Raw genomic sequence first — 24,508 nt, 5'->3', positions numbered from 1 at the left:
ATAGGGTGTTTTTTTGAATTTTTTTTACCAACAGACCAGGCATTTCATTGTTGTGGTCTTTTTATTAAGCTTTGTTAGCCTAAGTACCTTGGCAGCAAAGCCTGTTATTGCGCTTGAAAAAGAGTTAACTCCGGTGACTTTGTCGATTAAGCAACCGTTAACGATTGCCATTAATGAAACTTCTTTCCCCTATCATGCTATTGATGAACAAGGCAATGTCATTGGTTTGATGGCTGATATGTGGCGTTTATGGGCAAAAAAACAACACGTTGATATCCAGTTTGTTGTGCTGCCATGGCTGGAAACACTAAGCCAAGTCGCTAAAGGCAGTGTCGATATTCATGGCGGTTTAAGTATTATCGATTCACGTCGTGATACTCTTGATTTTTCAGCCTCACTTTTTCATGTTTATAGCCATCTTTATGTGCATCAGCAACTTAATAGCGTTGATAGCCTTGCCGATTTAAAGCCCTATAGTATTGGTGTCGTTACCGGCTCGGCGCATATTGAAAAATTGCAAAAATTCCATCCTGATTTAGCCTTGAAAAGCTATGATAATCGTCATGACTTATACCGAGCGGCTTTAAATAACGAGATTTTAGTTTTTACCGGTTTAGAGAAGCTAGCAGATGATTTTCCTGATTATGAACGTTTACGGCAACGCTTTCCTGTGCATAAAGTTTTACGCTATCAACAAGGAGATTACGGTGTTGCAGTCGCTAAAAATAACGCTAGTTTACTTAGTTTTATCGAACAAGGTTTTGCAAAGATATCCAGAAAAGAAAGCGCCGCCATTGAGCGTAAATGGCTAGGCTTAGATAAACAAAAGGATAGCTTACTGGTTGTCTTTTCATCACATTACCCACCTTACATGGGGGTTAGTCCGTCGGGAGAGCCGCAAGGGTTACTGATAGATGTGTGGCGTTTATGGTCTAAAAGTGTCGGCATAAATGTTGAATTTGTCGCCCGTGATATGGTCGAGGGGGTAGACCTTATTGCTGAGCAAAAAGCGGATATACTTTTAGTCTATCCCGATCATATGAAGGCACCGGAAAATACTTTATTTGCCAAACCCATATATTTATCAAATGTTCAAGTATTTGTTAATCATGCCCTTAAAAATAGTGAGGGTAAAAAGATACATTCCCTCGAACAATTTTCTAAAAATTTTAGTCAAGGTATTATTGGTATTTGGCAAGATGCTAGTTTTAAAGAACAATTTATTGCCCAATACCCGCAGATAAATATCCGCTACTTTAGTAGTCTCAGTACTATGCTAAATGCCGCTGATCAGGGTGAAATATCTGCCATTGTCGGCTTAGTTGATATAATTAATGCCAAGTTAGTGCAAAGTAATTTGCAAGCGCTGTTCTATCGCCTAGACAGTCCTGTTATCACCTTGAATTTATCGCCGCTTATCCATCAGCAAAATACCAAGTTAATGCAAATCATTAATAAAGGCTTCAACGAATTAGATATTAATAGCCTTATTCAAATTGAAGCAAGGTGGTTGAACGGTAATACGGGTGAATATTATTATAAAAAGCAAGCACAAAAAATCAGTTTGCATGATGATGAATTAGCCTTTTTAGCGTCCCGTGGAAAAATCAACTTAGGTATTATTAAGCAGCTCTCGCCTATTGAGTTTATTGATGAACTGGGAGATTTTGCCGGTATTAACCGTGATATTATTAATTTAATTAGCGATAGAACCAGTATTGAGTTTAACTATGTGGCTTTTGATAGCTGGCAGCAGTTATATAAGGCATTATTAGCCAATGAAATAGATATGCTCGGCAGTATCACGCCAATCCCAGAGCGTGAAAAAGTTCTGCTCTTTACTGATAGCTATTGGCAAATGCCATGGGTAATGGTACACCCGCAATATTATGGCCGTAAAAACAAGCTTGAAGATTTTTATGGCAAACAAGTTGCGATTGTCAAAGGCTATTACATAATCGCTAATTTAAGAAAAAAACACCCCTTAATCACTTTTAAATTAGTGGATCATCGAGAGCAAGCCCTAGTTGCACTACAACAAGAGCGTATTGATGGTTTCATCACAACTATGGCTTCGGCGACACACTTACTAAAGCAAGAAAATATAGTTACCTTGATGATATCTATGATGGAAGACGTTAGCTTAGATACCAGTCATTTTGCTATCAGCAAACAGTTACCGTTATTGAACGACATTATTAATAAAGGTTTACGGTCGATTACTGAGAAAGAAAAACAAATTATTTATGATAACTGGTTTACGTTAGCGATAAAAACCGGTCTTGATAAAAATGTGGTCTTACAAGTAGGCGCACAAATTGGCGTAATTATTTTGTTGGTGCTTGGTGTTATTGTGATGTGGAATAGACGCTTACAAGTTGAAATTAAACATCGTGAGCAGCTTGAGAAAATAATGAAGCATATGGCAACCCATGATGAGTTAACGGGTCTTGCTAATCGAGTGTTATTAAAAGATAGGTTAAGCACGGCTATAGCGTTTCATCAACGTCAGTCGTTGAAAATGGCGGTGCTCTTTATCGACCTAGATGGCTTTAAAAATATTAATGATACTCATGGCCATGATGTCGGAGATGAACTATTGCAACAAGTTGCCCTGCGTTTGCAAGGATGTGTGAGAAGTTCCGATACCGTAGTGCGCTTTGGTGGTGATGAATTTGTCTTGTTACTCACTGGTTTGCATAGCCCCAATGAAGCCGCTTATGTTGCTGAAAAAGTATTAAGGTTGATGCAAAAAGAGTTTGAACTATCAAAGACCGAGGCATTTATCGGCTGTAGCATAGGCATTGCCATGTATCCCGCTGATGGTGATAACGATACCGAGCTACTGAAAATTGCTGATACCATGATGTACAAGGTAAAAGCGGCCGGTAAAAATCACTATATTTTTAATTAGATAGATAATTAATTATCGACCTTTCTTAGTCAGAGTTCATTTTTAGTTAATGGGTATTCGACTGGACACTTCGACCATGACGAGTTCACCTTTTAAATATTTATTCATTCATTCATTTATTTCATTGATACTCGAATCTCAAATCCACCTCTACCGTTATTCCCGACGTGTTTAGTCGGGAATCCATAAATTTTAACGATAAAATACGCTTGTTGTGCCTTTAATTAGCGCTTCTGCTTGTTCTAGGTGACATTAACAATCTTTGCTTTATAATATGCCAAAAATTATCCTGACAATCGCTAGTTAGTGCTTGTTAATAAATTTAATAGAATTGGTATAGGGCAAAATACATGCGCAGTATTTATTGTGGTGAAGTAAACGAGTCTCACATCGGGCAAGAAATAACTTTATGTGGTTGGGTTAACAAACGTCGTGATTTAGGCGCGGTGATCTTTATAGATTTACGTGACCGTGAAGGCTTAGTGCAAGTTGTTTATGATCCTGATTTACCTGAAGTAATCAAAAAAGCCAATACTTTACGCAATGAATTTTGTGTACAAATTAAAGGTAAAGTTCGCGCGCGTCCTGACGGTCAAGTGAATAAAGACATGAAAACTGGTGCTATCGAAGTATTGGGTTTAGAGCTGACTATTTTGAATAAGTCTGCGCCATTGCCATTAGATGCCAATCAAGTTAACTCAGAAGAGTTACGATTGAAGTATCGTTATCTTGATTTACGTCGTGTTGAAATGACTGAGCGTTTACGTTTTCGTGCAAAAGTCACCTCAGCAGTACGCAGTTCATTAGAAGCCGAAGGCTTTTTAGATATTGAAACGCCAATTTTAACTGCCGCAACCCCTGAAGGGGCTAGAGACTACTTAGTACCAAGTCGGACTCATAAAGGTCAGTTTTTTGCGCTGCCGCAATCGCCACAATTATTTAAACAATTGTTGATGATGTCAGGTATGGAACGCTATTATCAAATCGTTAAATGTTTCCGTGATGAAGATTTACGTGCTGATAGACAACCAGAATTCACTCAAATAGATATTGAAACCTCATTTATGAGTAGTGATCAGGTAATGGCTATTGCCGAAACTTTGATCCGTGATTTGTTTAAAACCATGTTAGATGTTGATTTAGGTGAGTTCCCACGTATGTCTTACCATGAAGCAATGACTCGCTTTGGTAGTGATAAACCTGACTTACGTAACCCATTAGAGCTAATCGATGTTGCTGATATTTTAAAAGATGTTGAATTTAAAGTATTCTCAGGACCGGCTAACGATGAAAAAGGACGTGTGGCGGTTATTTGTTTACCACAAGGCGCAGCTAAGTTCTCACGTAAGGGCCTTGACGATTTAACTAAATTTGTTGGCATTTACGGCGCAAAAGGTATGCCTTGGTTAAAAGTTAAAGATATTGATGCTGCCCTTGCCACGGGTGTTGACGGTTTACAATCACCGATTTTAAAATTCTTATCCAGTGATGTAGCCATCGCCCTATTAAAACGTGTTAACGCAAAAACAGGCGATATCATCTTCTTCGGTGCTGATAAGTATAATGTTGTTACGGAATCTTTAGGTGCACTTCGCCTTAAACTGGGTGAAGAGCTGGATTTACTGCAAGGTGAGTGGAAACCGCTATGGGTTGTTGACTTCCCCATGTTTGAAGAAGTAGATGGCCATATGCATGCTATTCACCATCCGTTTACCGCACCCACTAATTTAACGCCAGAGCAGTTAGCAGCAAACCCCATTGACGCGATATCTGATGCCTATGACATGGTATTAAATGGCTGTGAACTTGGCGGTGGCTCGGTACGTATTCATAAGCAAGATATGCAAGCAGCGGTGTTTAGAATTTTAGGTATCAGTGATGAAGAAGCCCAAGAAAAATTCGGTTTCTTACTTGAAGCACTACAATACGGTGCGCCGCCACATGCTGGTTTAGCGTTTGGACTAGACCGCTTAGTGATGTTAATGACAGGTGCCAGTTCAATCCGTGAGGTAATGGCTTTCCCTAAAACCACGACCGCAGCTTGTCCATTAACCAATGCACCAGGTAAAGCAAATCCAGAGCAACTAAAAGAGCTGGGTATACAAATTCTAAATGAGAAGAACAACACAGTAGATGACTAATTAATTAGCTACTTACCTGATAAAAACTGGATCCTCGATTAATACACCACGAGGATGACGATTAAAGGGTTAGTAGTTACGAAAAAAGCGTATTGAGGGTTTTCCGTCAATACGCTTTTTTTATACACGCAGTTTGTTTACACACTTTATTACCAAACAGAGCAATAAATTAGTCTGCTTGGTATAAGACCAATTTCATTAAATTACATGCCTATGCACTTGGCTAAGGATCGTCATCCCCGTGGTGTTTTAATCGGGGATCCAGTGCATAAAGAGCAATGGATCTTCGATCAGAGACTTCGAAGATGACGTTTACAAAGAGTTCCTGCGTAAACTACATAGGCATGTTAAATTATTGCTTACTTGTGTTGGTTAAAATAGGTCATGTCAGCGTTGCTCTCAATCCCAATAGCCTGCTATTGTTCAATCGAGCGCCTTGCCCTGATATATTTTCCCTATGCACAACAAGAGCACAAACTTAATGAAACAGGTATAACTGATTTTAAGGTATTGAATGAAAATTATTTTAGGCATTGATCCCGGTTCACGTTTTACCGGCTATGGCGTTATCAAACAAGAAAATCGACAGTTAACTTATCTGGGCAGTGGCTGCATTAAGGCGCTCAGCCAGGGCGATGAGTTAGCTTCACGGCTACAAACTATATTTGCCGGTATCTCTGAGATAATTATTCAATTTAAACCAGACATGTTTGCCATTGAACAAGTTTTTATGGGGGTAAACCCAGGTGGCGCGCTGAAACTTGGCCAAGCACGGGGTGCCGCCATCGTTGCCGCAACCAATACCGGTTTAACCATTAGTGAATATTCAGCCAGGCAAATTAAACAAGCGGTAGTAGGTACGGGTGCAGCAGATAAAAGTCAAGTACAGCATATGGTAAAAACTCTGTTAAAGCTGCCAGGTACGCCACAAGCCGATGCGGCTGATGCCTTAGCGGTGGCTATATGTCATGCTCATACTCATACCACTATTGCCAGATTAGCTGGCCAAGCCAGTAAAACAGTGAGAGGACGTTTACGCTAAATGATTTTATAAGAGTTTTGCCAAATAAGGCCAAGGCGTTTTATCACTTAGCGAATGCTTTACTGTATAAATATATAGTGGTATTATTTATTTCCTTAATAATAGTCCTTGGTACTTGTTGTGATTGGTCGTTTACGTGGCACGCTTGTCGAAAAAAACTCCCCTGAAATATTAATTGAATGTGCTGGTGTCGGTTATGAAGTCACCATGCCAATGACCAGTATTTATGCCTTACCTGAACTTGAGCAACCAGCGACTATCTATACTCATTTTGTTGTTCGTGAAGATGCGCAATTACTGTATGGTTTTACCAATAAGGTTGAGCGAAAATTATTTCGTTTATTGATAAAAGTTAATGGTGTTGGCCCAAAATTGGCGCTTGCGGTATTGTCTAACATGTCTGCGGATCAATTTGTGGCTTGTGTTCGTCACGATGATATTGCCGCCATTGTAAAAATCCCCGGTGTCGGTAAAAAAACAGCAGAACGTTTACTCATTGAAATGCGTGACCGTCTAAAAGATTGGCAGGCACAACAACCGGTGCAATTAGTTAGTAAGGATGGTGTTATACCCGAGCAGTTATCCGCTGATCTTAGCCAAGAGACTACCTTTATTAGCGATAATAAAACGGATGCTATTAATGCCTTGTTATCGCTTGGTTATAAACAAGTACAAGCGGATAAAGCGGTTAAATCAGTATATAATCGCGGCATGTCTAGTGAAGATATTATTCGCGATGCGTTAAAGTCAATGGTGTAATGTCTACCCATGATGTCTCAGTTAGTCGGGAATCCATGTGTACTTTCTAGCAAGGACTAGCAGCATGATTTACTCGGCAGATTGATAATCTTTTAGCTTTAGCGCATTTTAATGATGCGCTAATACACTTTAGAACTTAGGTAATTTATGATAGAAGCAGATCGCTTAATTGAACCCATTGCATCGGTAGAAGATGAAAGGGTTGATCGCGCTATTCGCCCTAAAATGCTAAAAGACTATACCGGTCAACAGCATATCAAAGCACAAATGGAAATCTTTATTCCGGCCGCTAAAAATCGTGGTGAGCCCTTAGACCATTTGCTTATTTTTGGCCCGCCGGGTTTAGGTAAAACCACCTTAGCCAATATCGTTGCCAATGAAATGGGCGTGAATATACGTACTACCTCAGGACCTGTGTTAGAAAAAGCCGGAGATTTAGCCGCGCTATTAACTAACCTAGAAGAAAATGACATTCTATTTATTGATGAAATTCACCGGTTAAGCCCTGTGGTTGAAGAAATACTGTATCCAGCGATGGAAGACTACCAATTAGATATTATGATTGGTGAAGGGCCAGCTGCTCGCTCAATTAAATTAGATTTACCGGCATTTACCCTGATAGGTGCGACAACTAGGGCAGGGGCATTAACCTCACCATTACGTGATCGATTTGGTATTGTCCAGCGACTAGAGTTTTATAATGTTACCGACTTAGCAACTATTGTTCGGCGTTCGGCACACTTTTTGAATTTAACCATAGACGAGCAAGGGGCATTTGAAGTGGCGCGCCGCTCGCGTGGCACACCGCGTATTGCTAACCGTTTATTACGCCGAGTACGTGATTATGCCGATGTCAAATCTCACGGTATAGTTAACCAAGACGTTGCGGCGGCGGCCTTAGATATGCTCGAAGTTGACAGTGAAGGCTTTGATATCATGGATAGAAAGCTACTACACGCTATTATTGATAAGTTTATGGGTGGGCCGGTTGGTTTAGATAATGTAGCGGCTGCCATTGGTGAAGAGCGGGAAACCATTGAAGATGTGATCGAGCCTTTTTTAATTCAGCAAGGTTTTTTACAGCGCACACCACGCGGGCGTATTGTTACTGATAGAGCCTATCAACACTTTGGCCTTATCAAAGAGCCAGTTGAGTAGCGCTGTTTTTATCTATAAAATATCATGCCTAAAAATGCCAGATTACTCTCTATAAAGTAATGCTGGCATTTTTGTATTTATAGCGATGATAACTTAACGGTGCGGACGACTTTTCCACGCTTTAATAGTTTGGTAACGCCACAAGGCTTGAATACCGAAATAACCTAAAATAGAAAAAGTAACGGCAAGGACACCACAGCCAACTAAAAAGGCTGGCCCTATGGTTGATAAACTATCAATAACCCATTGCCAATTTGCTTGAAAAGCAAACGCCTGCTCAGGCTCGGCTAATACCCAAGTACCCACTAAGTAACAAGCATAAAAAATAAATGGCATGGTGAGAGGATTTGTCAGCCATACTAAAGTGATGGCTAAGGGCAAGTTCGCATGAACAACAATGGCAGCACCTGCTGCTAATACCATTTGAAAAGGTACTGGGATAAAAGCAAAAAATAAACCTACAGCAAAGGCTTTGGCTACCGAATGACGATTTAAATGCCAAAGGTTAGCATTGTGCAGTAAGTTGCCAAAAATCTTTAGGTATTTGTTATCTTTGATCGTTTGATGATCTGGCATCATACGTTTAATGGTTTTTTTTGGCATATACGTCAATAGGTCCCTGACTAGAAAGTAGTGTGGTAAATAATGTATTTACTCTGTTTAGTTAATCTATTCTATTCACTACACTTCTTAACAGCTAAGTATAGCAAGCGCGAATGTCAGCAAGGTGTTAGCACCAGAATTTAACCGCAAAACATAAAAGGATTTTTATCACTATGGATTGGTGGTTACTGACATTTTTTCTTGGTGCTATATTGTCCCTATTTTTGCCGGAAGTGCCAGCGATTTTTCAGCTATTTTTACTTCTTTGTCTCGCTATTGGCTTTTATTGCCATAAAAGATTACGTTCTAGCTCTGGGATATGGTTTGGTGCTTGCTGGCTCTTGGGACAAGCTTACCTCTATCATCATCAGTTACCAAGCGATTTGATTGAGAAAATGCAAAAAAAACAGTTATTTGTTGTTGCGGGTCAAGTACTTACTTTACAGGTTAATAGCACTGAAAAGCTCAACGAAACGATAGCAGCAACGTCAACTCAACCAATAACTGCTTTGACTACGCGCTTTAATTTTCGTATCAGTAAAATAAATCAACTGCAGCTTAGCGAGCCCTTTATTATCCGGCTAAGTTGGCAGAATGCGACTATAGCTGTCGCTCAAGGGCAAAGGCTTATGCTTAACGTTAAGCTCAAGCCTGCCCATGGTTTAGCCAATATCGGCACATTTAATTACTTAAGCTGGCTTAAGGCTAACAAGATTGTTGCCACAGGTTATGTCGTTAATCCGAGAAAAAGTAGCAAACACGGCATAAAACGTTTTAACCAGGGAAGTAAAAATCAGTTACTTGTAGCCGATGTCACTATCCGGCAACAGCTATTTCAGCAATATCAAAGCCTAACACCAACACATCAACTTACCCCTATTTTATTGGCATTAGCTTTTGGTGAACGCAGTTTACTCAACCCCGAACATTGGCAGGTGCTACAAGCGACGGGTACCAGTCACCTTATTGCTATTTCTGGTTTACATATTGGCTTACTCGCGGGTAGCACCTTTTTTCTAGTGATGCTTTTTTTTAACTATCTGCCTTTGCAAAATTCTCGTTGGCAAGGGCTAAATATTCGTTATTTTGCCATTGCCATGAGTATCTTGTTGGCGACTATATATGCCTATTTGGCGGGTTTTTCCTTGCCAACACAACGTGCTTTGATCATGTTAAACCTGTACTGGTTTAGTCGTTTAGTTGCGATAAAGTTATCGGCGAAACGGCTAATGTTAGTAACAGTCTTTGTTTTATTGATTGTCAGCCCCTTTAGTTTATTCACAGCCAGCTTCTGGTTATCTTTTTATGCGGTGGCTATTATTTTTGTTTCGCTATGGCGATTTAAATCTTGGCTAACTAAAGGCTCACCACTGTGGCGCTTTTTTAAAGGGCTCTTTGTTATTCAACTAGCGCTAACGGTTATGTTAATGCCTATTAGCGCTTTGTTTTTTCAGCAGGTGTCATTGGTTAGTCTACTGGCCAATATTATTGCCGTGCCTTGGATGAGCTTTGTCAGTATACCTAGTGCGCTTATATCGGTAATGCTGATGCCATTAAGTGAACAATTGTCATTATGGTTTATGATGATATCGTTGCAGTCATTAACTTGGCTTTGGTCTTACCTTGAACTGCTCAGTAAGCAGCCTTATGCCCTTATTCCATTATCATTTTTCCAACAAATGTCTATCTTGTTGCTCGCTATACTAGGTTTTTTTATGCTCTACCTGTCATGCTTTTATTGGTCTAGGCGAGTCAAGCAAGGCATAGCTATCTTGCTTGTTTCAGTGCTTGTTTTAGTGCTTTTTTCAGTATTAAGTTTAGCAATGTTAAGGTCACACCCTGTTAGTCAGGCACTGTTACAAGTACCGTTGTTACTGGCAGAGCAAAGCGGCCAAGATAATGGCATGGTCTTAGCAGTAACCCCTAATTTCACCCCCTGGCAAGTGGTTTTTTTTGATGTCGGTCAGGGCTTAGCTGTGTTAATACAACGTAATAAACGGGCCATTTTATATGATACTGGCGCGGCTTATCCCAGTGGTTTTACCCTCAGTGAAGCCGTCATACTGCCATATCTGCAATATTCAGCGATTAAGACCCTTGATAAAGTCATATTAAGTCATAGTGATAACGATCATGCTGGAGGGTTAAAAAATCTGCTAGAGAATATAAGCATTGATGAAGTTATCAGTAATGATGCCAGCATCATTAAGGCTACCATGGCTATTACCACTGCCAATAACCCGGCTACGATTAATCTAACTAGCACTAAGGCAACCCTGAGTAATACGCCACTGATACCGTGCCAACCAAGTCAGAGTTTTACTTGGCAAGGTTTAGCGTTTGACATCTTATGGCCGCTTACGCCGATTTCTTCTGCGGATGGAACCAGTAAGGCTGGCAAAAAAAATATTGGCAGGCAAAAAAATGATGATTCTTGTGTCATTTTAATTACGGACTCAACCGGCAATAAACTGCTGTTGACTGGAGATATATCCGCAAAAGTGGAACGGCAACTCCTTAAACTTTATCCTCAGCTCAGTGTTGATATCTTACAAGTACCGCACCATGGCTCTAAAACGTCATCGAGTCAGGCCTTTCTTCGTCAGTTATCGCCACAAATTGCCTTAGTCAGTGCCGGTTACTTAAATCGTTGGCATATGCCGGTAGCGAGTGTTAGCCAACGTTATCTTGATGGTAATATTGTCTTATTAAATAGCGCTGATTTAGGCCAGATCATTGTCACTATCGATGAAGGAGGCATAAGTAAACAGAGCTATGTTGACGATTTACGGCCATTTTGGTTTAGCCGCTAATGTCCTTAGCCCGCGACTTTAGCTAGCTCAGCCGTCTGGTCATAGCCTGCGCACTAACTTTGTTATTGTTATGGCTATAGTTTTTGTTGGTTGTCACGTCGATTCACGGTAAAATACTATTTCGTTACTATATACCCATGTTACTTCAAGATGCAGGATTCAGCTGGAATTAGAAACGCCTTTAGGTAAGGCATTGATTGAAGAAAATAGTTATTCTATTGTCGAAATCAATAACGCAACATAAAGCGTTGCTAAACCAGCCCTTTGGGGATGCCTGAACAAATAATGCTCATCGTTGACTCTATTTTTAAGGGAATAACCCTTAATAAAAAGAGGCGCCTTGATCATGAATCGCTCAGGTATCCTGAAACACGCATTTTGAGGTATCATGGGTATATACCCATGTTACTTCAAGATGCAGGATTCAGCTGGAATTAGAAACGCCTTTAGGTAAGGCCTTGATTGAAGAAAATAGTTATTCTATTGTCGAAATCAATAACGCAACATAAAGCGTTGCTAAACCAGCCCTTTGGGGATGCCTGAACAAATAATGCTCATCGTTGACTCTATTTTTAAGGGAATAACCCTTAATAAAAAGAGGCGCCTTGATCATGAATCGCTCAGGTATCCTGAAACACGCATTTTGAGGTATCATGGGTATATGTATTGACCATGTACCTATGATAAAAGTATTTATGGTTAATGTTTATCAATTTTCCCTTTAGGCAATTCACCTACTCGAGTAATCAGAACTAATGGCATCATCTGCAAAAACAAGCGCCTTACCTTCAACTATTGCACCAAGCACGGCCACTACTTGGCAAAACTTCAAACGTCTGGTTAGTTACGCGAAACCCTACAAAAGCGGTTTTGTTGCGGCGATTATTGGTATGCTTGCTTACGCCTCTATTGACGTCTACTTTTTATCAAAATTACAACCCCTAGTGGATGAAGGTCTTGCGGGGGCAAATGCTGATTTTATGAAGTGGGCGCCTTTATTTATCGTCTGCGCTTTTATTATTCGTGGTATCGCCCATTTTATTGCTAACTATTGCCTCGCTTGGGTGGGTAATCATGTCGTTGCCGATTTAAGGCAAAACCTTTTTGAACATATCATGTCAATGCCGGTGGCTTTTCATGATCAACAATCAACTGGCGCACTTATTTCAAAAATAACCTTCGATACCGAGCAAGTTTTAAATTCGGTCAGTAAGTCTATTTTAGTTATGGTGCAACAAAGCGCTTTTGTCCTGGGTTTATTGGGCTTGATGTTTTATATGAGCTGGCAATTATCATTGATATTTTTATTAATAACCCCCGCTATTGCCGTGATTGTTAGTGTGGTATCAAAACGTTTTCGTAAAGTCAGTAAAAATATACAAGGCGCTATGGGGGAGGTTACCACGGTGGCCGAGCAAACCTTTAATGGCCATAAAGTTGTATTAACTTTTGGTGGTCAGCAACGGGAGTTTGCTCGCTTTGCCAAAATCAATAAACATAATCGTCAGCAACGCATGAAAATGCAAGCAACAAAATCGGCTAGTGTGCCCATTATTCAGGTTATCGCTTCTTTTGCTTTAGCTTTTGTCTTTTATGCCATCACTTCTGATAGCTTAAGTGACACTATCTCGCCAGGTACTTTTGTCAGCGTTATTACCTATATGACTATGTTGTTAAGACCCTTGAAAATGCTCACTAATGTCAATAGCGAATTTCAACAAGGCATGGCAGCTTGTGTCAGTATTTTTTCGATACTCGATCAGGAAAAAGAAAAAGACCATGGTGAAAAAACGCTGATAAGAGCTTCAGGCTCCTTGTCTTTTAGTCATGTTGATTTTTCTTATGACAATAACCACAGTATAAGTGGTGGTGAAAAAGGGCAACAGAGTAAACTCGCCTTAAGTGATATTACTTTCGACCTAGCTCCAGGTGAAACCTTAGCCTTAGTTGGTCGTTCAGGCAGTGGTAAATCAACCGCTAGTGCATTATTATTGCGCTTCTATGATGCCACTAGTGGCGAGATTTTAATAGATAATACCAATATTGAACAGTTTAAATTAAAGGACTTACGTAAGCAATTTTCCTATGTATCTCAACAGGTTGTCTTGTTTAATGATACCTTGTCCAATAATATTGCTTATGGTAAACCTGAGGCAAGTGGCGCTGAAATCCTTGCCGCTGCAAAAAGTGCTCATGTGATGGAATTTGCTGACGATATGGCACATGGCCTTGATACCAATATTGGTGAAAATGGTGCCTTACTGTCTGGTGGGCAAAGACAACGCGTAGCCATTGCCCGTGCTTTGTTGTGTGATGCACCCTTTTTAATCTTAGATGAAGCGACCAGTGCCCTAGATACCGAATCAGAACGTCATATCCAAGATGCTTTACAAGCCTTACAGAAAAACCGAACCTCAATAGTGATTGCCCATCGTTTATCGACCATTGAAAATGCCGATAAAATTATTGTCATGGAGCAAGGTAAAATTGTTGAACAAGGTAATCATCAAAGCTTAATAGCGAAAAAAGGTGTCTATGCGAAATTGCATAGTTTTCAGTTTGAGTAGGGCCGGTATGTTATGCGCTTAATTGAAAAGGTTTGGTTTAACAGCCATCCCGCCAAGTACTTGCTGGTACCGCTATTACTGCCTTTATCCGGACTTTTTTGGCTACTCAGTACCCTAAGACGACTTAGCTTTAAAGTCGGCTTAGCCCGGTCGGTGAAATTAACAAAACCTGTCATTGTTGTCGGTAATATCGGTGTTGGTGGTAATGGTAAAACCCCAGTGGTTATTTACTTGGTTGAACTTAGCCGTTCATTGGGTTTAACTCCAGGGGTTATCTCACGTGGTTATGGCGGGCAGGCACCACATTATCCTTATTTAGTTACCGCCGAGTCAACCGCTGTAGAGGCCGGTGATGAGCCCGTACTTATTCAACAACGTTGTCAGGTCGCTGTGGCTGTGGGTAGTGATCGTATTGCCAGTGCTGAGCTGCTTATTGCTCAAGGCTGCGACATTATTATTAGTGATGATGGCCTGCAGCATTATCGCTTAGAGCGTGACCTTGAATTAATTGTTGTTGATGGCCAACGCTTATTTGGTAATGGTTTATTATTGCCCGCTGGTCCTTTACGAGAAGGACAGTGGCGCTTATCAACAAGCGATTTAGTTATTTACAATGGTAAGAAGGCAAAGAAAAATGCTAGTCAACCTTTAACAATGACTTTGGCTGCCACTGAAGTTGCTAACGTGCAATCGGGCCAGTGCATTAAGTTGCTAGATTTTATTAAGCTAAATCCAAGCGTCAATGCTATTGCTGGCATTGGCGCGCCGCAACGTTTTTTTGATACCCTAAAAATAAACAAGTTTAACGTGAAAAAGCAGCAAAGTTTTGTTGACCATCATAGTTTCACTCTAGCTGATTTTAGTGACTTTGATGATACTATAGCGCTAATAATGACTGAAAAAGATGCGGTTAAATGCCAAGGTTTTTGTCAGAGTCATTGGTGGTATTTACCTGTTGACGCCACCTTTAGTGACGTCGACCGAGCTTTGCTCACCGATAAAATTAAAGCGTTACTATAGCCGTTACTATAAGCGTTGTTCATCTATTAAATAATTAACCAAAGAGAAATTAACATGGCTTTTGATACTAAATTAATGGAAATTCTTGCCTGTCCAGTATGTAAAGGTAAGTTGGATTATGATAAAGCAGCGCAAGAGCTTATTTGTCATTTTGACCGACTTGCTTATCGCATCGATAAAGATATCCCGGTGCTACTGGAAGGCGAAGCCCGCGAAATTAAAACTGACCAGCAAACAGAGCAAGGTAATTAGCCATGTCTGTTTGTGACGGTTCACCGCACAATACGCCAACCAAGGTTGACTTTATCGTGGTCATTCCAGCCAGATACCAATCTTCGCGTTTACCGGGCAAGGTGTTAGCGGATATTCATGGTAAACCTATGATCCAGTGGGTTGTGGAAAAAGCAAAATTAAGTGGTGCCAGCAAGGTAATTGTTGCTACGGACAATGATGAAGTTGCTGCCGTCGTGCGCAGCTTTGGTGGTGAAGTGTGTAAAACACGTGCCGATCATCAATCGGGCACTGAGCGCCTGGCTGAAGTTATGCAGCAATACCAGTTTAGTGATGATGAAATCATCGTCAATGTGCAAGGTGATGAACCTTTTATTCCCCCAGAAAATATTGCCCAAGTAGCCAATAACTTAGCAAACCAGCAACAAAATCGTCATGTTGCTCGTATGTCGACTTTGGCTATTAAGATTGACAGCGTTGAGGAAGCGTTTAACCCCAATGCGGTTAAAGTACTAGTTGATAAAGACGGCTATGCCTTATACTTTTCGCGGGCAACTATCCCTTATGATAGAGAGCGCTTTTTAACGGCTAATGCCAGCACCGAGGAAAACATTCGTGCCATCGGCGATTTTTATCTAAGACATGTCGGTATCTATGCTTATCGTGCCGGTTTTATTAAGGATTATGTTAATTGGCCAACCAGTGAATTGGAGCAAGTTGAAGCCCTTGAGCAACTTAGAGTGCTTTATCAAGGGGAGAAAATTCACGTGGCGGTAGCCAATAGCCATGTACCGGTTGAAGGTGTTGATACCCCAGATGATTTAGCCAAAGCCCGGGCATATGCCGCAAGCTTAGGCTGATTTTAGCAGTGCACTTGGCCAATATGGCCAAAGTTCCGTCATGTCCGTGGCTTAACGTCAGCGTACGCTAATACCGCTAATACCGCTAAAATAACTAACAGAGAAAAATGAGAACACTATGTATAGCTTAAACTTGCAGCAAATGACTCAACAAGAATTCCTCGATCAATACTGGCAAAAAAAGCCCGTGGTCATTCGCCAAGGGTTTAAAGACTTTGTCGACCCGATTACTGCGGACGAATTGGCCGGCCTTGCCATGGAAGAACAAATAGAGTCGCGTTTGGTTCATAAAAAAGACGGCCAATGGCAAGCGGATTTTGGTCCCTTTGAAAGCTATGAACACTTAGGCAAGGAAAACTGGTCACTAGTAGTACAAGCCCTGGATAACTTCTCTGAAGAAGCGGCTGAAATGCTGGAAGCATTCCGTTTTCTGCCCCATTGGCGCCTAGATGATTTAATGGCAAGTTTTGCTATGCCAGGCGGCAGTGTTGGTCCACACATGGATAACTATGATACTTTCATTTGCCAAGGCTCAGGTAAACGTCACTGGCGCGTTGGCGATAATGGTGACCATGTAGAGTTTGCTGCTCATGAATCCTTATTACATGTCGAACCCTTTGAGGCTATTATCGACGTAGAACTCAACCCTGGCGATATCTTGTATATTCCGCCAGGCTTTCCTCATGAAGGCATATCCCTTGACACCTCGATGAGCTTTTCTATTGGTTTCCGCGCTAATTCAGCGGTAAGTGTGCTCAGCGCTTTTGCTGATCATTTAATTGATAATGAAAAAGGTAGCCAGTTATTAACGGATCCTAATAGACAGGTTGTTAGCCATAGTGGCGAAGTAAGTAACGAGGATTACGCCAGTATTAAAGGCCAAATTCAGCAGTTACTTGATGACGATGCTAGCTTTAAAAGCTTTACCGGCCAGTTTTTAACCACGGCTAAACATGATCTCGATGTTTTATTACCCGATGAACCGTTTGAGCTGACTGAAGTGAGTAACTTACTTAATAGCCATGCTATTAAACGTTTAGGCGGCTTACGTGCTTTCTACTTTGAAGATACCATTGAGCAAGGCTTGTGTTATATCAATGGCACAGAATTGGCTTTTTCGGCCGAAATAGCCAATGGCGTGAAACTGCTTTGCGATAAGGTGATGCTATTGCCTGACGATCTCAGTGAATGGAGTCATAATGCCGCCTTTGTTGAACTTGCCACTGAACTGCTTAACCAAGGTTATTGGTATTTGGCCGAAGTCGAGTAAAACCGCAGTTAAAGGCGCCATATTTTCCCCAGTTAACAACAAAGTGATATTAGTTATTGCTTGTTGAGCAACATTGCGGATAATGGCGCTTTTCTTTATTATTTTAATAGCCTGATTCAGATTATGCGCCTAGATAAATTTATTTGTAAAAGTACTGAACTGACCCGAACCGAAGCTAAAAAAGTACTAAAAAGCGGGGAAGTGCGGGTTAATGGTGACGTTGCTAAAAATGCCGCTATGCAAGTCCATGAAAATAATACTGTTACCATTGATGGCCAACAGCTCACTGCACGTGGCTCACGCTATTATATTCTACATAAAGTTGTCGACAGCATTTGCTCAAATGTTGATGAAGGCTATCCATCGGTGCTCAATTTTATTGAGGTCGATAAGGCCTTTGATTTGCATATCGCCGGGCGTTTAGATGCCGATACCACAGGTTTAGTCTTGCTCACCGATGATGGCCGTTGGTCGCATAATGTTATCTCGCCGAAAAAACAATGCCAAAAGACTTACCGGGTATGGTTACGAAATGCTATTGACGATGATAAGTTAGCGGTTTTAGTGACTAAGTTTGCGCAAGGCTTGCAGCTACAAGGCGAAGACTCACTAACTCGACCGGCTATCTTAACGCGGGTCGCCGAAGAGGACTTACTTGATGAACAGTGTTATAAAAGTGAAGTATTACTGACCATTACCGAGGGTAAATATCATCAAGTTAAGCGTATGTTTGCCGCGGTCGGTAATAGGGTAGTGGGTCTACACCGAGAGCAAATAGGGAAAATAGTACTGGGTGATTTAGCGCCAGGTGAGTGGCGCGCATTAAGCCCAGATGAAATAGCCCTGTTTTCATAACCCAGCAGCTGGTGTTTTTTCTTCAGATAAGATGTTGGGCAATAAACAGGGATAACGTGCTGGGAAACTAGCTCGGTGATTTAGCCACTCACTTTGCTAGCAGCTAATGACTATTTTTTATTTAGCTCATTAAACTTAGCCATTTGCTCGTCCGTTGCCGGCAATTGATGTTTCTCTTTCCATTCACTGTAAGGCATGCCGTAAACCTGTTCACGGGCCGTATCTAGATCAACATCAACACCTAACTTCTCAGCTTCACTTACCGTCCATTTGCTAAAACAATTACGGCAAAAACCCGCTAAGTTCATTAACTCAATGTTTTGTACGTCTTTTCGTGAATCTAAATGGGCAAGTAAACGGCGAAATACCGCTGCTTGAATTTCTATTTCTTTATCCATGTTGCTAACCTTCTTATGGTAATTGTTGGTTTGATATTGTTGTTGCTTATCTTTATTTTTTCGATTGCGTCACTGCTTGTTTAGCAGGTTTACTTGGATCAAAGCGTCTGATCTGCACTATCATACCTATGTATGGGTGGTCAAAATAATGGATTTCGCCGGTGATCACTCGACGACTTTGCTTAAAAGAGATGATCTTATCTTTAGCATTTTTATCAGCGTTGCCCGCTATCATCGATGGCTGATTTGACGTCTCGACCATATTAAATTCACTATTAATATAAAGGTAATGCTCTAGGTGTACTTTAAATAGCCCATCAAGATACCAAGGTTGCAGTGGTGGTGTTGCTACTGGCTTTTCTTGCTCGTCCTTGGCGGTCAATTGTCTGCGTTGTTGCTGGTTAATGTCAGCAGAGAGCTGGGCTACAATAGTTTTAATTACTTCTTCAGTGTCAGTAGCTTTAGCACCATTGACACTCGTATCGCTAGCTTCGGCCTTATTTAACAAAGAAGCGTTTAACAAGGCCGAGTCTAATGCGGCAAACTGCTGATAGATACTGTCAAGTTGTTGCTGCTTGGCTTGCTGGCGTAGTTGCTCTGTGATTGAAAGTTCATCTAAGCTTGCCAGCTTGATTAAGGTACTGCCAGGCGCATCTAAGTTGCTGGGGTCTGTGTCGGCATTGATAAGTGTCTTATTCAGCGCAGCTGTGTCGTTAGCTTGCACTGGCATACTTTCGCCGTCACTCTCAACCATCAGCAATTGGCTGTTAATAAGTGCTTGTTGTCGTTGCGCTAAAATAGCTTGTAACTGCAGGGTATTTTGCTCCCCTTGCTGTTGAGTGAGTGCTTGTTGGTAGCCAAGCTCTAAATGCTCACCAGCAAATAACTGCATCGCTTGTGCTTGTCTTCTACTGGCGCCAATTTGGCGCCAGCCCAGATGTAATAATGGTTTATAATCACGAGAGCGCTTGATGCGGTTAGCGATAGATTTTAACCGTAGCGAATCTTGGCTAATTAAGTAGGGCTTATCACTGGCCCAAATGATGGCACCATTTTCATCGTCTCGCCATTGTTCAATGCCATTGATTGTGGTTGCTAATTTCTCTACCTCAAAGCCATCGATACTAAAGTGTGCAAGTTGCTCAGCGCTTAGGTGCTGTTGGAAAAAATCGGCTGGAATGACACAAAAGGCGGCCTGACTAGAGCTCGGATATTGAGTATAAACAGGCAGTTCCATGTGAACATATTGCCCTTGTTCACTCCGTTCGGCCAAGTTGGCTGCTGTTTCTGCCGCAAGCCCAACTGCTGCACTATCATGGCTGGCATCGGCCAGCACAATTACCGACATATTCGCTGATGAAAATACTGCTGCATTATTTTCTTTGTTAGCTTGAGTGTTATTTTGTTCACTTGCTGTGTCGACACTCTGCTCATCAGTAATTTTTTCATCACTCACTTGTTTATCAGCAACAGTTGGCCATAAGTGATATGGGGTCATAGTGATGTTATAGGGTAACTTGCTCTGTGGTTGTTCACAGTTGGGCAGTAATTGCTTTAATGAGGCAATGTTAGGTTGTAGGTAGGGTGTTAATAAATCAAAGGCGACACGTTTTTTAGCGCTGAGATCTCTGGCGGTAAATTGCTCTTTATTGTCGGAGTTTTTTGCGAGGTGTTTAAACAGAATGACTTCAATCTCAAACCAGCGTGCTGGCTTTTCTGCAGGTACTTTAGTGCTGTTAGCCGCTAGTGCTGTGTTACTGCTTAACAAGCATAATGAAGTTAATGCCGAGGTAAGAAGAAAGTGGTATTTCATTAAAAGTCCGTATTTTAAGGCAAAATTATAGCTATCGAGCAAGGCTGGTGACCTTTATTGCTATCAATAAAGGTCACTTGTAAAGCGCGTGAACAAGGTAAGCCTGCTAAAACATTACTGGTTCAAGTTTACCATTATAAGTCTTTATTTGGCTAAGTCATTTAAGATATTGGCAATTAAGGTAAAGCGAGCTTGCGCATCTTCGGTTGCTTTGACAAACTTCAATTTACTTGCGCCAGCCATACTATAAACCGCCGGATGTTTTTGAATTAAGCCAATAATTAACCTAGGGTCAACGTTGGTTTTATCACTAAACTCAATGGAGCCACCTGTGGTGCTTGCTTCAATACGTGATATGCCAATGGTTTGCGCTTTAAGGCGAATTTTGGCTATTTGCACTAAATTTTTACTTGGCTGTGGCAGTAAACCAAAACGGTCAATTAGTTCCACCTGTATATCATCCAACTCTCTTTTGTTTTTACAACTGGCAATACGTTTATATAAACTTAAGCGTAAGCTAACATCAAAAATATAATCATCGGGCAGTAGTGCGGGTACCCTTAATTCTATTTCGGTTTGGGTAGACATCACTTGATTCAGTGATAATTCTTTACCTTCTTTTAGTGCTGCTACGGCATGATCGAGCATCTCCATATACAAACTAAAGCCAATTTGACTCATTGAGCCTGTTTGATCTTCACCGAGTAATTCTCCAGCACCACGAATTTCTAAATCATGGGTAGCAAGGGTAAAGCCAGCGCCTAAATCTTGCAGTGAGGCAATAGCTTCTAAGCGTTTCTTGGCATCTTTACTCATGATTTTTTCATCGGGCGTTAATAAATAGGCGTACGCTTGATGGTGTGAACGACCAACTCGACCACGCAGTTGATGTAATTGTGCTAAACCAAGACGGTCGGCTCTGTCCATAATAATGGTATTAGCACTGGGCACATCAATACCGGTTTCAATAATGGTGGTACAGACGATGACGTTAAATCGTTGATGGTAAAAGTCACTCATAATACGCTCAAGATCACGCTCGCGCATCTGTCCATGAGCCGTGACTACACGTGCCTCAGGGACTAAAGCTTGAATATCAGCGGCGGTTTTTTCTATGGTGTCGACATGGTTATGTAAGAAATACACCTGACCACCACGTAAGGTTTCCCTTAGAATAGCCTCGCGAATCAAAGCGACATCGTATGGGCGCACAAAAGTTTTTATCGCCAAACGTTTTGCTGGTGGTGTGGCAATAATAGATAAATCACGCATACCGCCCATGGCCATGTTTAATGTCCGTGGGATAGGTGTTGCCGTGAGCGTTAAAATATCTACATTGCTGCGCAATAGTTTGATTTTCTCTTTTTGTTTAACACCAAATCGATGTTCTTCATCGACAACAAGTAAGCCTAAATCTTTATATTTAATGCTATTTTGTAGTAATTTATGAGTACCGATAAGAATGTCAATTTCCCCGGACTCTACTCGAGCGATGATTTCTTTTTGTTCTTTAGCAGTTTTAAAGCGTGATAATACCTCTGTCACTACCGGCCAGTTGGCAAATCTATCTCTAAAAGTTTCGTAATGTTGTTGTGCCAATAGGGTGGTCGGCACCAAAATAGCGACTTGCTTGCCATCATTGACTGCGACAAAAGCCGCGCGCATGGCTACCTCGGTTTTACCAAAACCGACATCACCACAAACCAGTCTGTCCATGCTTTTTGGGGAGAGCATATCGCTGACTACCGCGTTAATTGCTTGTTTTTGGTCGAAGGTTTCTTCAAAAGCAAAGCTGTCACTAAACGCTTGATAGTCTTGCTTGTCACGTTTAAAGGCGTGACCGTGATTACTGGCACGTTTGGCGTAAATATCGAGTAATTCTACCGCGACATCACGGACCTTTTCCGCCGCTTTTTGTTTGGCTTTACTCCAAGTATCAGTGCCTAATTTGTGTAACGGTGCATGTTCACTGTCTGCGCCTGAGTAGCGACCAATAAGGTGTAGTGAGGCAACTGGGACATAAAGTTTGGCTTCATTGGCATAACTCAGTACTAAAAACTCTGTGGTAATGCCACCATTTTCTATGGTTTGCAGACCTTGATAACGGCCAATGCCATGCTCAATATGTACTACGGCTTGGCCAATACTGAGTTCAGCCAGGTTTTTAAAGATGGCATCTGCTTGTATATCTTGTGCTTTGCTTCTCCGCCTGGCTTGGGCAACATGATCGCCCAATAACTCTGCCTCGGTAATTAAAGCAATGGCGTTTTTGGCACTCGTGCCTTTCGCTTGAAAGGTAAAACCCTGGCTTAAACTATTTACCGTTATGCCTATGGCGTCGCTGGCATTGATAAAGTCATCGAGGCAGGAAAATTGTGTCAGTTTAATATTATCGCGTTCCAGTAACTCCAACACGCTTTCTCGTCGGCCTTGGCTTTCGGCGATAAAGAGTATTTTGCTTGGGGTTTCTTTACTGCTAATAAACTGGTTAATTAACTCAAAGGGCTGTTTTAATTTATGATTGATGGTTAAATCTGGCAGGGGCTTAACATCAAAGTATATTTGGCTCGTTTTACTTTTAGCTTTAGCGGCCAGTTCAACACTGTCTTCAGCGCTGATTTGGTCGTCACTTTTGTTAAGGTCTGGCTCGACAGCAACAGTTTTTGCAATGGTGATACGGTCAAAAGGTTTAAGCGCACTGTATAGACCCGCTTCTGTTAAAAAAAGTTGCTCGGGTGGCAATAAAGGCCGCGTTGGATCATAGCGTCTGTTTTCATAGCGAGTATCAATATCAAGCCAATATTGTGCTAAAGAGTGTTCTATATCACCACTGATAACGATGAGGGTATTATCGGTTAAATAATCGCACAGGGTATTGTTAAGGCCAATATTATTAGGCTTAGCTTTGACGGTATTAGCACCTTGCTTGGCAGTTTTTTTATTATCAAGCTCTTTATTATCGAACTCTTTATTATCGAAGAATAGCGGCAGATAATATTCAATGCCTGGGGGTAAAATGCCATTGCTGACTTGATGATAAATGGACTCTTTATGAATGTTGCCACTAAATTGCTCACGGTATTGGCGACGAAATAAATTAATCCCGGCTTCATCGGTGGGAAATTCATGAGCGGGTAGTAAGTTAATTGCCGATATTTTATCTTTTGAACGTTGGCTCTCGGGATCAAAAAGTCTTATTTCATCAATTTCGTCATCAAAAAAGTCTAAACGAAACGGGGTTTTACTGCCCATGGGAAATATATCGAGAATGGCGCCACGGGCAGAAAATTCACCGTGTTCCATTACTTGCTCAACATGGCGATAACCATTCGCTTCAAGCGTACGCCGCATTTGCTGCAAATCTTTTTTCTCACCCTTTTTTATCACTAAGCTATTTGCTTCAATGTATTGCTTGGGGGCTAATTTTTGTACTAACGTGGTCACTGGCACAATAATAATGCCAGACTCCATCCGTGATAGTTGATAAAGCGTGGCCAGGCGCTGAGAAATAATGTCTTGGTGAGGGGAGAAATTATCATAAGGCAAGGTTTCCCAATCGGGAAATAAGCTGATGCTGGCCTTATTTTGCTTAGAACTGAGATTAGAACTTTGACTAGCACTTTTGGCTAAACTGAGTAATTCTTGCTCTATTCTTAGCGCTTCCGGGGTATTACTGGTAATCACTAAAATAGGCGTTTGCGCGGTTTGCGCTGCTTGGTATAAGGCTAAACTACTACTGCTACCATGTAAATTATGCCAGCTTTTCTTATCGGGGTTCTTGCCACGGCGCTTGGCCAATACAGGGGTCAATAGACTGCTTGCTTTACTCATGATTTCCTTACACTAATTAACAGGCGAAACAATAATGACCGCTATTCTAAGGCTAAAGCGCTAGTAGATAAATGCTTTAGTTGTATTTTATTACTTTTCATTCGTTACAGTCATTAGTGGCGGTCATTGTTAATGGTCAATAGGTAGTACTGAATAGCGTTGCTCATTCATTGTCGTCATTGTTTAACGGTAAAATCTATTGTATGATAATGAGAATCATTTGCAATGGGGTT

16 protein-coding genes are annotated in these 24,508 nt (G+C 41.2%); 12 read left to right on the top strand and 4 right to left on the bottom strand.

From position 1 onward, the window contains the following. Nucleotides 1-13: 13 nt before the first annotated feature. From CMT41_RS10560 to ruvB, 5 genes are all read left to right on the top strand, one after another. The gene (locus tag CMT41_RS10560; protein WP_083494268.1) at nt 14-2,914 is read left to right on the top strand and encodes a diguanylate cyclase domain-containing protein; all 2,901 of its coding nucleotides are present in this window, start codon (nt 14-16) and stop codon (nt 2,912-2,914) included. A 350-nt stretch (nt 2,915-3,264) separates the two neighbouring features. Next, nucleotides 3,265-5,055, top strand: coding sequence for an aspartate--tRNA ligase (gene aspS / locus CMT41_RS10555; RefSeq protein ID WP_058027222.1), 1,791 nt, complete (start codon nt 3,265-3,267; stop codon nt 5,053-5,055). A gap of 514 nt (nt 5,056-5,569) precedes the next feature. After that, complete coding sequence (gene ruvC, locus CMT41_RS10550) at nt 5,570-6,097, top strand: crossover junction endodeoxyribonuclease RuvC (protein WP_058027221.1); 528 nt, start codon at nt 5,570-5,572, stop codon at nt 6,095-6,097. Nucleotides 6,098-6,217: 120 nt separating this feature from the next. Beyond that, nucleotides 6,218-6,856: a Holliday junction branch migration protein RuvA gene (ruvA, locus tag CMT41_RS10545; protein ID WP_058027220.1), complete on the top strand. Its 639-nt coding sequence runs from the start codon at nt 6,218-6,220 to the stop codon at nt 6,854-6,856. A gap of 147 nt (nt 6,857-7,003) precedes the next feature. Next, nucleotides 7,004-8,014: a Holliday junction branch migration DNA helicase RuvB gene (ruvB, locus tag CMT41_RS10540; protein WP_057181255.1), complete on the top strand. Its 1,011-nt coding sequence runs from the start codon at nt 7,004-7,006 to the stop codon at nt 8,012-8,014. A gap of 93 nt (nt 8,015-8,107) precedes the next feature. Here the strand turns inward: ruvB and CMT41_RS10535 are convergent, their stop codons facing one another. Further along, nucleotides 8,108-8,617, bottom strand: a complete 510-nt coding sequence (locus CMT41_RS10535) for a DUF2062 domain-containing protein (RefSeq protein WP_057181254.1) — start codon at nt 8,615-8,617, stop codon at nt 8,108-8,110. A 173-nt stretch (nt 8,618-8,790) separates the two neighbouring features. Between CMT41_RS10535 and CMT41_RS10530 the strand changes: the two genes are divergently transcribed. From CMT41_RS10530 to CMT41_RS10500, 7 genes are all read left to right on the top strand, one after another. Further along, nucleotides 8,791-11,430, top strand: coding sequence for a DNA internalization-related competence protein ComEC/Rec2 (locus CMT41_RS10530; protein WP_058027219.1), 2,640 nt, complete (start codon nt 8,791-8,793; stop codon nt 11,428-11,430). 755 nt (nt 11,431-12,185) lie between these two features. Further along, a complete protein-coding gene (msbA, locus tag CMT41_RS10525; protein WP_083494267.1) occupies nt 12,186-13,997 on the top strand; it encodes a lipid A export permease/ATP-binding protein MsbA in 1,812 nt (603 codons plus the stop codon). A gap of 12 nt (nt 13,998-14,009) precedes the next feature. Further along, entirely contained in the window at nt 14,010-15,017 is a 1,008-nt protein-coding gene (gene lpxK, locus CMT41_RS10520; RefSeq protein WP_058027218.1) for a tetraacyldisaccharide 4'-kinase, read from the top strand. A 54-nt stretch (nt 15,018-15,071) separates the two neighbouring features. Next, nucleotides 15,072-15,269, top strand: a complete 198-nt coding sequence (locus tag CMT41_RS10515; RefSeq protein ID WP_057181251.1) for a Trm112 family protein — start codon at nt 15,072-15,074, stop codon at nt 15,267-15,269. 2 nt (nt 15,270-15,271) lie between these two features. Further along, nucleotides 15,272-16,108: a 3-deoxy-manno-octulosonate cytidylyltransferase gene (kdsB, locus tag CMT41_RS10510; RefSeq protein ID WP_057181250.1), complete on the top strand. Its 837-nt coding sequence runs from the start codon at nt 15,272-15,274 to the stop codon at nt 16,106-16,108. Nucleotides 16,109-16,226: 118 nt separating this feature from the next. Beyond that, nucleotides 16,227-17,378, top strand: a complete 1,152-nt coding sequence (locus tag CMT41_RS10505; RefSeq protein WP_058027217.1) for a cupin domain-containing protein — start codon at nt 16,227-16,229, stop codon at nt 17,376-17,378. Nucleotides 17,379-17,501: 123 nt separating this feature from the next. Further along, nucleotides 17,502-18,233, top strand: coding sequence for a pseudouridine synthase (locus tag CMT41_RS10500; protein ID WP_058028207.1), 732 nt, complete (start codon nt 17,502-17,504; stop codon nt 18,231-18,233). 110 nt (nt 18,234-18,343) lie between these two features. On the opposite strand, the gene CMT41_RS10495 is transcribed toward CMT41_RS10500, so the two are convergent. The 3 genes from CMT41_RS10495 to mfd all read right to left on the bottom strand — a co-directional run bounded on the left by CMT41_RS10495 (nt 18,344) and on the right by mfd (nt 24,275). Further along, nucleotides 18,344-18,631 carry a DUF1244 domain-containing protein gene (locus CMT41_RS10495; protein ID WP_058027216.1) on the bottom strand — a complete coding sequence of 96 codons (288 nt, stop codon included), beginning with the start codon at nt 18,629-18,631 and terminating at the stop codon, nt 18,344-18,346. Between the two features lie 52 nt (nt 18,632-18,683). Next, entirely contained in the window at nt 18,684-20,444 is a 1,761-nt protein-coding gene (locus tag CMT41_RS10490) for a CsiV family protein (protein WP_058027215.1), read from the bottom strand. Nucleotides 20,445-20,588: 144 nt separating this feature from the next. Further along, entirely contained in the window at nt 20,589-24,275 is a 3,687-nt protein-coding gene (gene mfd / locus CMT41_RS10485; protein ID WP_058027214.1) for a transcription-repair coupling factor, read from the bottom strand. Nucleotides 24,276-24,508 lie beyond the last annotated feature (233 nt).

Source organism: Colwellia sp. MT41, assembly GCF_001444365.1.
GTDB classification, from domain to species: domain Bacteria; phylum Pseudomonadota; class Gammaproteobacteria; order Enterobacterales; family Alteromonadaceae; genus Colwellia; species Colwellia marinimaniae.
Note: the sequence above shows the minus strand (reverse complement) of the source record. Positions and strands in the feature narration are given on the sequence as shown.

What these genes read in the sequence shown, in the direction of transcription:
- ruvB (WP_057181255.1), top strand. Translation starts at nt 7,004, where the DNA reads ATGATAGAAGCAGATCGCTTAATTGAACCCATTGCATCGGTAGAAGAT.
- aspS (WP_058027222.1), top strand. Translation starts at nt 3,265, where the DNA reads ATGCGCAGTATTTATTGTGGTGAAGTAAACGAGTCTCACATCGGGCAA.
- CMT41_RS10490 (WP_058027215.1), bottom strand. Translation starts at nt 20,444, where the DNA reads ATGAAATACCACTTTCTTCTTACCTCGGCATTAACTTCATTATGCTTG.
- msbA (WP_083494267.1), top strand. Translation starts at nt 12,186, where the DNA reads ATGGCATCATCTGCAAAAACAAGCGCCTTACCTTCAACTATTGCACCA.
- CMT41_RS10505 (WP_058027217.1), top strand. Translation starts at nt 16,227, where the DNA reads ATGTATAGCTTAAACTTGCAGCAAATGACTCAACAAGAATTCCTCGAT.
- CMT41_RS10495 (WP_058027216.1), bottom strand. Translation starts at nt 18,631, where the DNA reads ATGGATAAAGAAATAGAAATTCAAGCAGCGGTATTTCGCCGTTTACTT.
- ruvC (WP_058027221.1), top strand. Translation starts at nt 5,570, where the DNA reads ATGAAAATTATTTTAGGCATTGATCCCGGTTCACGTTTTACCGGCTAT.
- kdsB (WP_057181250.1), top strand. Translation starts at nt 15,272, where the DNA reads ATGTCTGTTTGTGACGGTTCACCGCACAATACGCCAACCAAGGTTGAC.
- mfd (WP_058027214.1), bottom strand. Translation starts at nt 24,275, where the DNA reads ATGAGTAAAGCAAGCAGTCTATTGACCCCTGTATTGGCCAAGCGCCGT.
- CMT41_RS10515 (WP_057181251.1), top strand. Translation starts at nt 15,072, where the DNA reads ATGGCTTTTGATACTAAATTAATGGAAATTCTTGCCTGTCCAGTATGT.
- CMT41_RS10530 (WP_058027219.1), top strand. Translation starts at nt 8,791, where the DNA reads ATGGATTGGTGGTTACTGACATTTTTTCTTGGTGCTATATTGTCCCTA.
- CMT41_RS10500 (WP_058028207.1), top strand. Translation starts at nt 17,502, where the DNA reads ATGCGCCTAGATAAATTTATTTGTAAAAGTACTGAACTGACCCGAACC.
- CMT41_RS10535 (WP_057181254.1), bottom strand. Translation starts at nt 8,617, where the DNA reads ATGCCAAAAAAAACCATTAAACGTATGATGCCAGATCATCAAACGATC.
- lpxK (WP_058027218.1), top strand. Translation starts at nt 14,010, where the DNA reads ATGCGCTTAATTGAAAAGGTTTGGTTTAACAGCCATCCCGCCAAGTAC.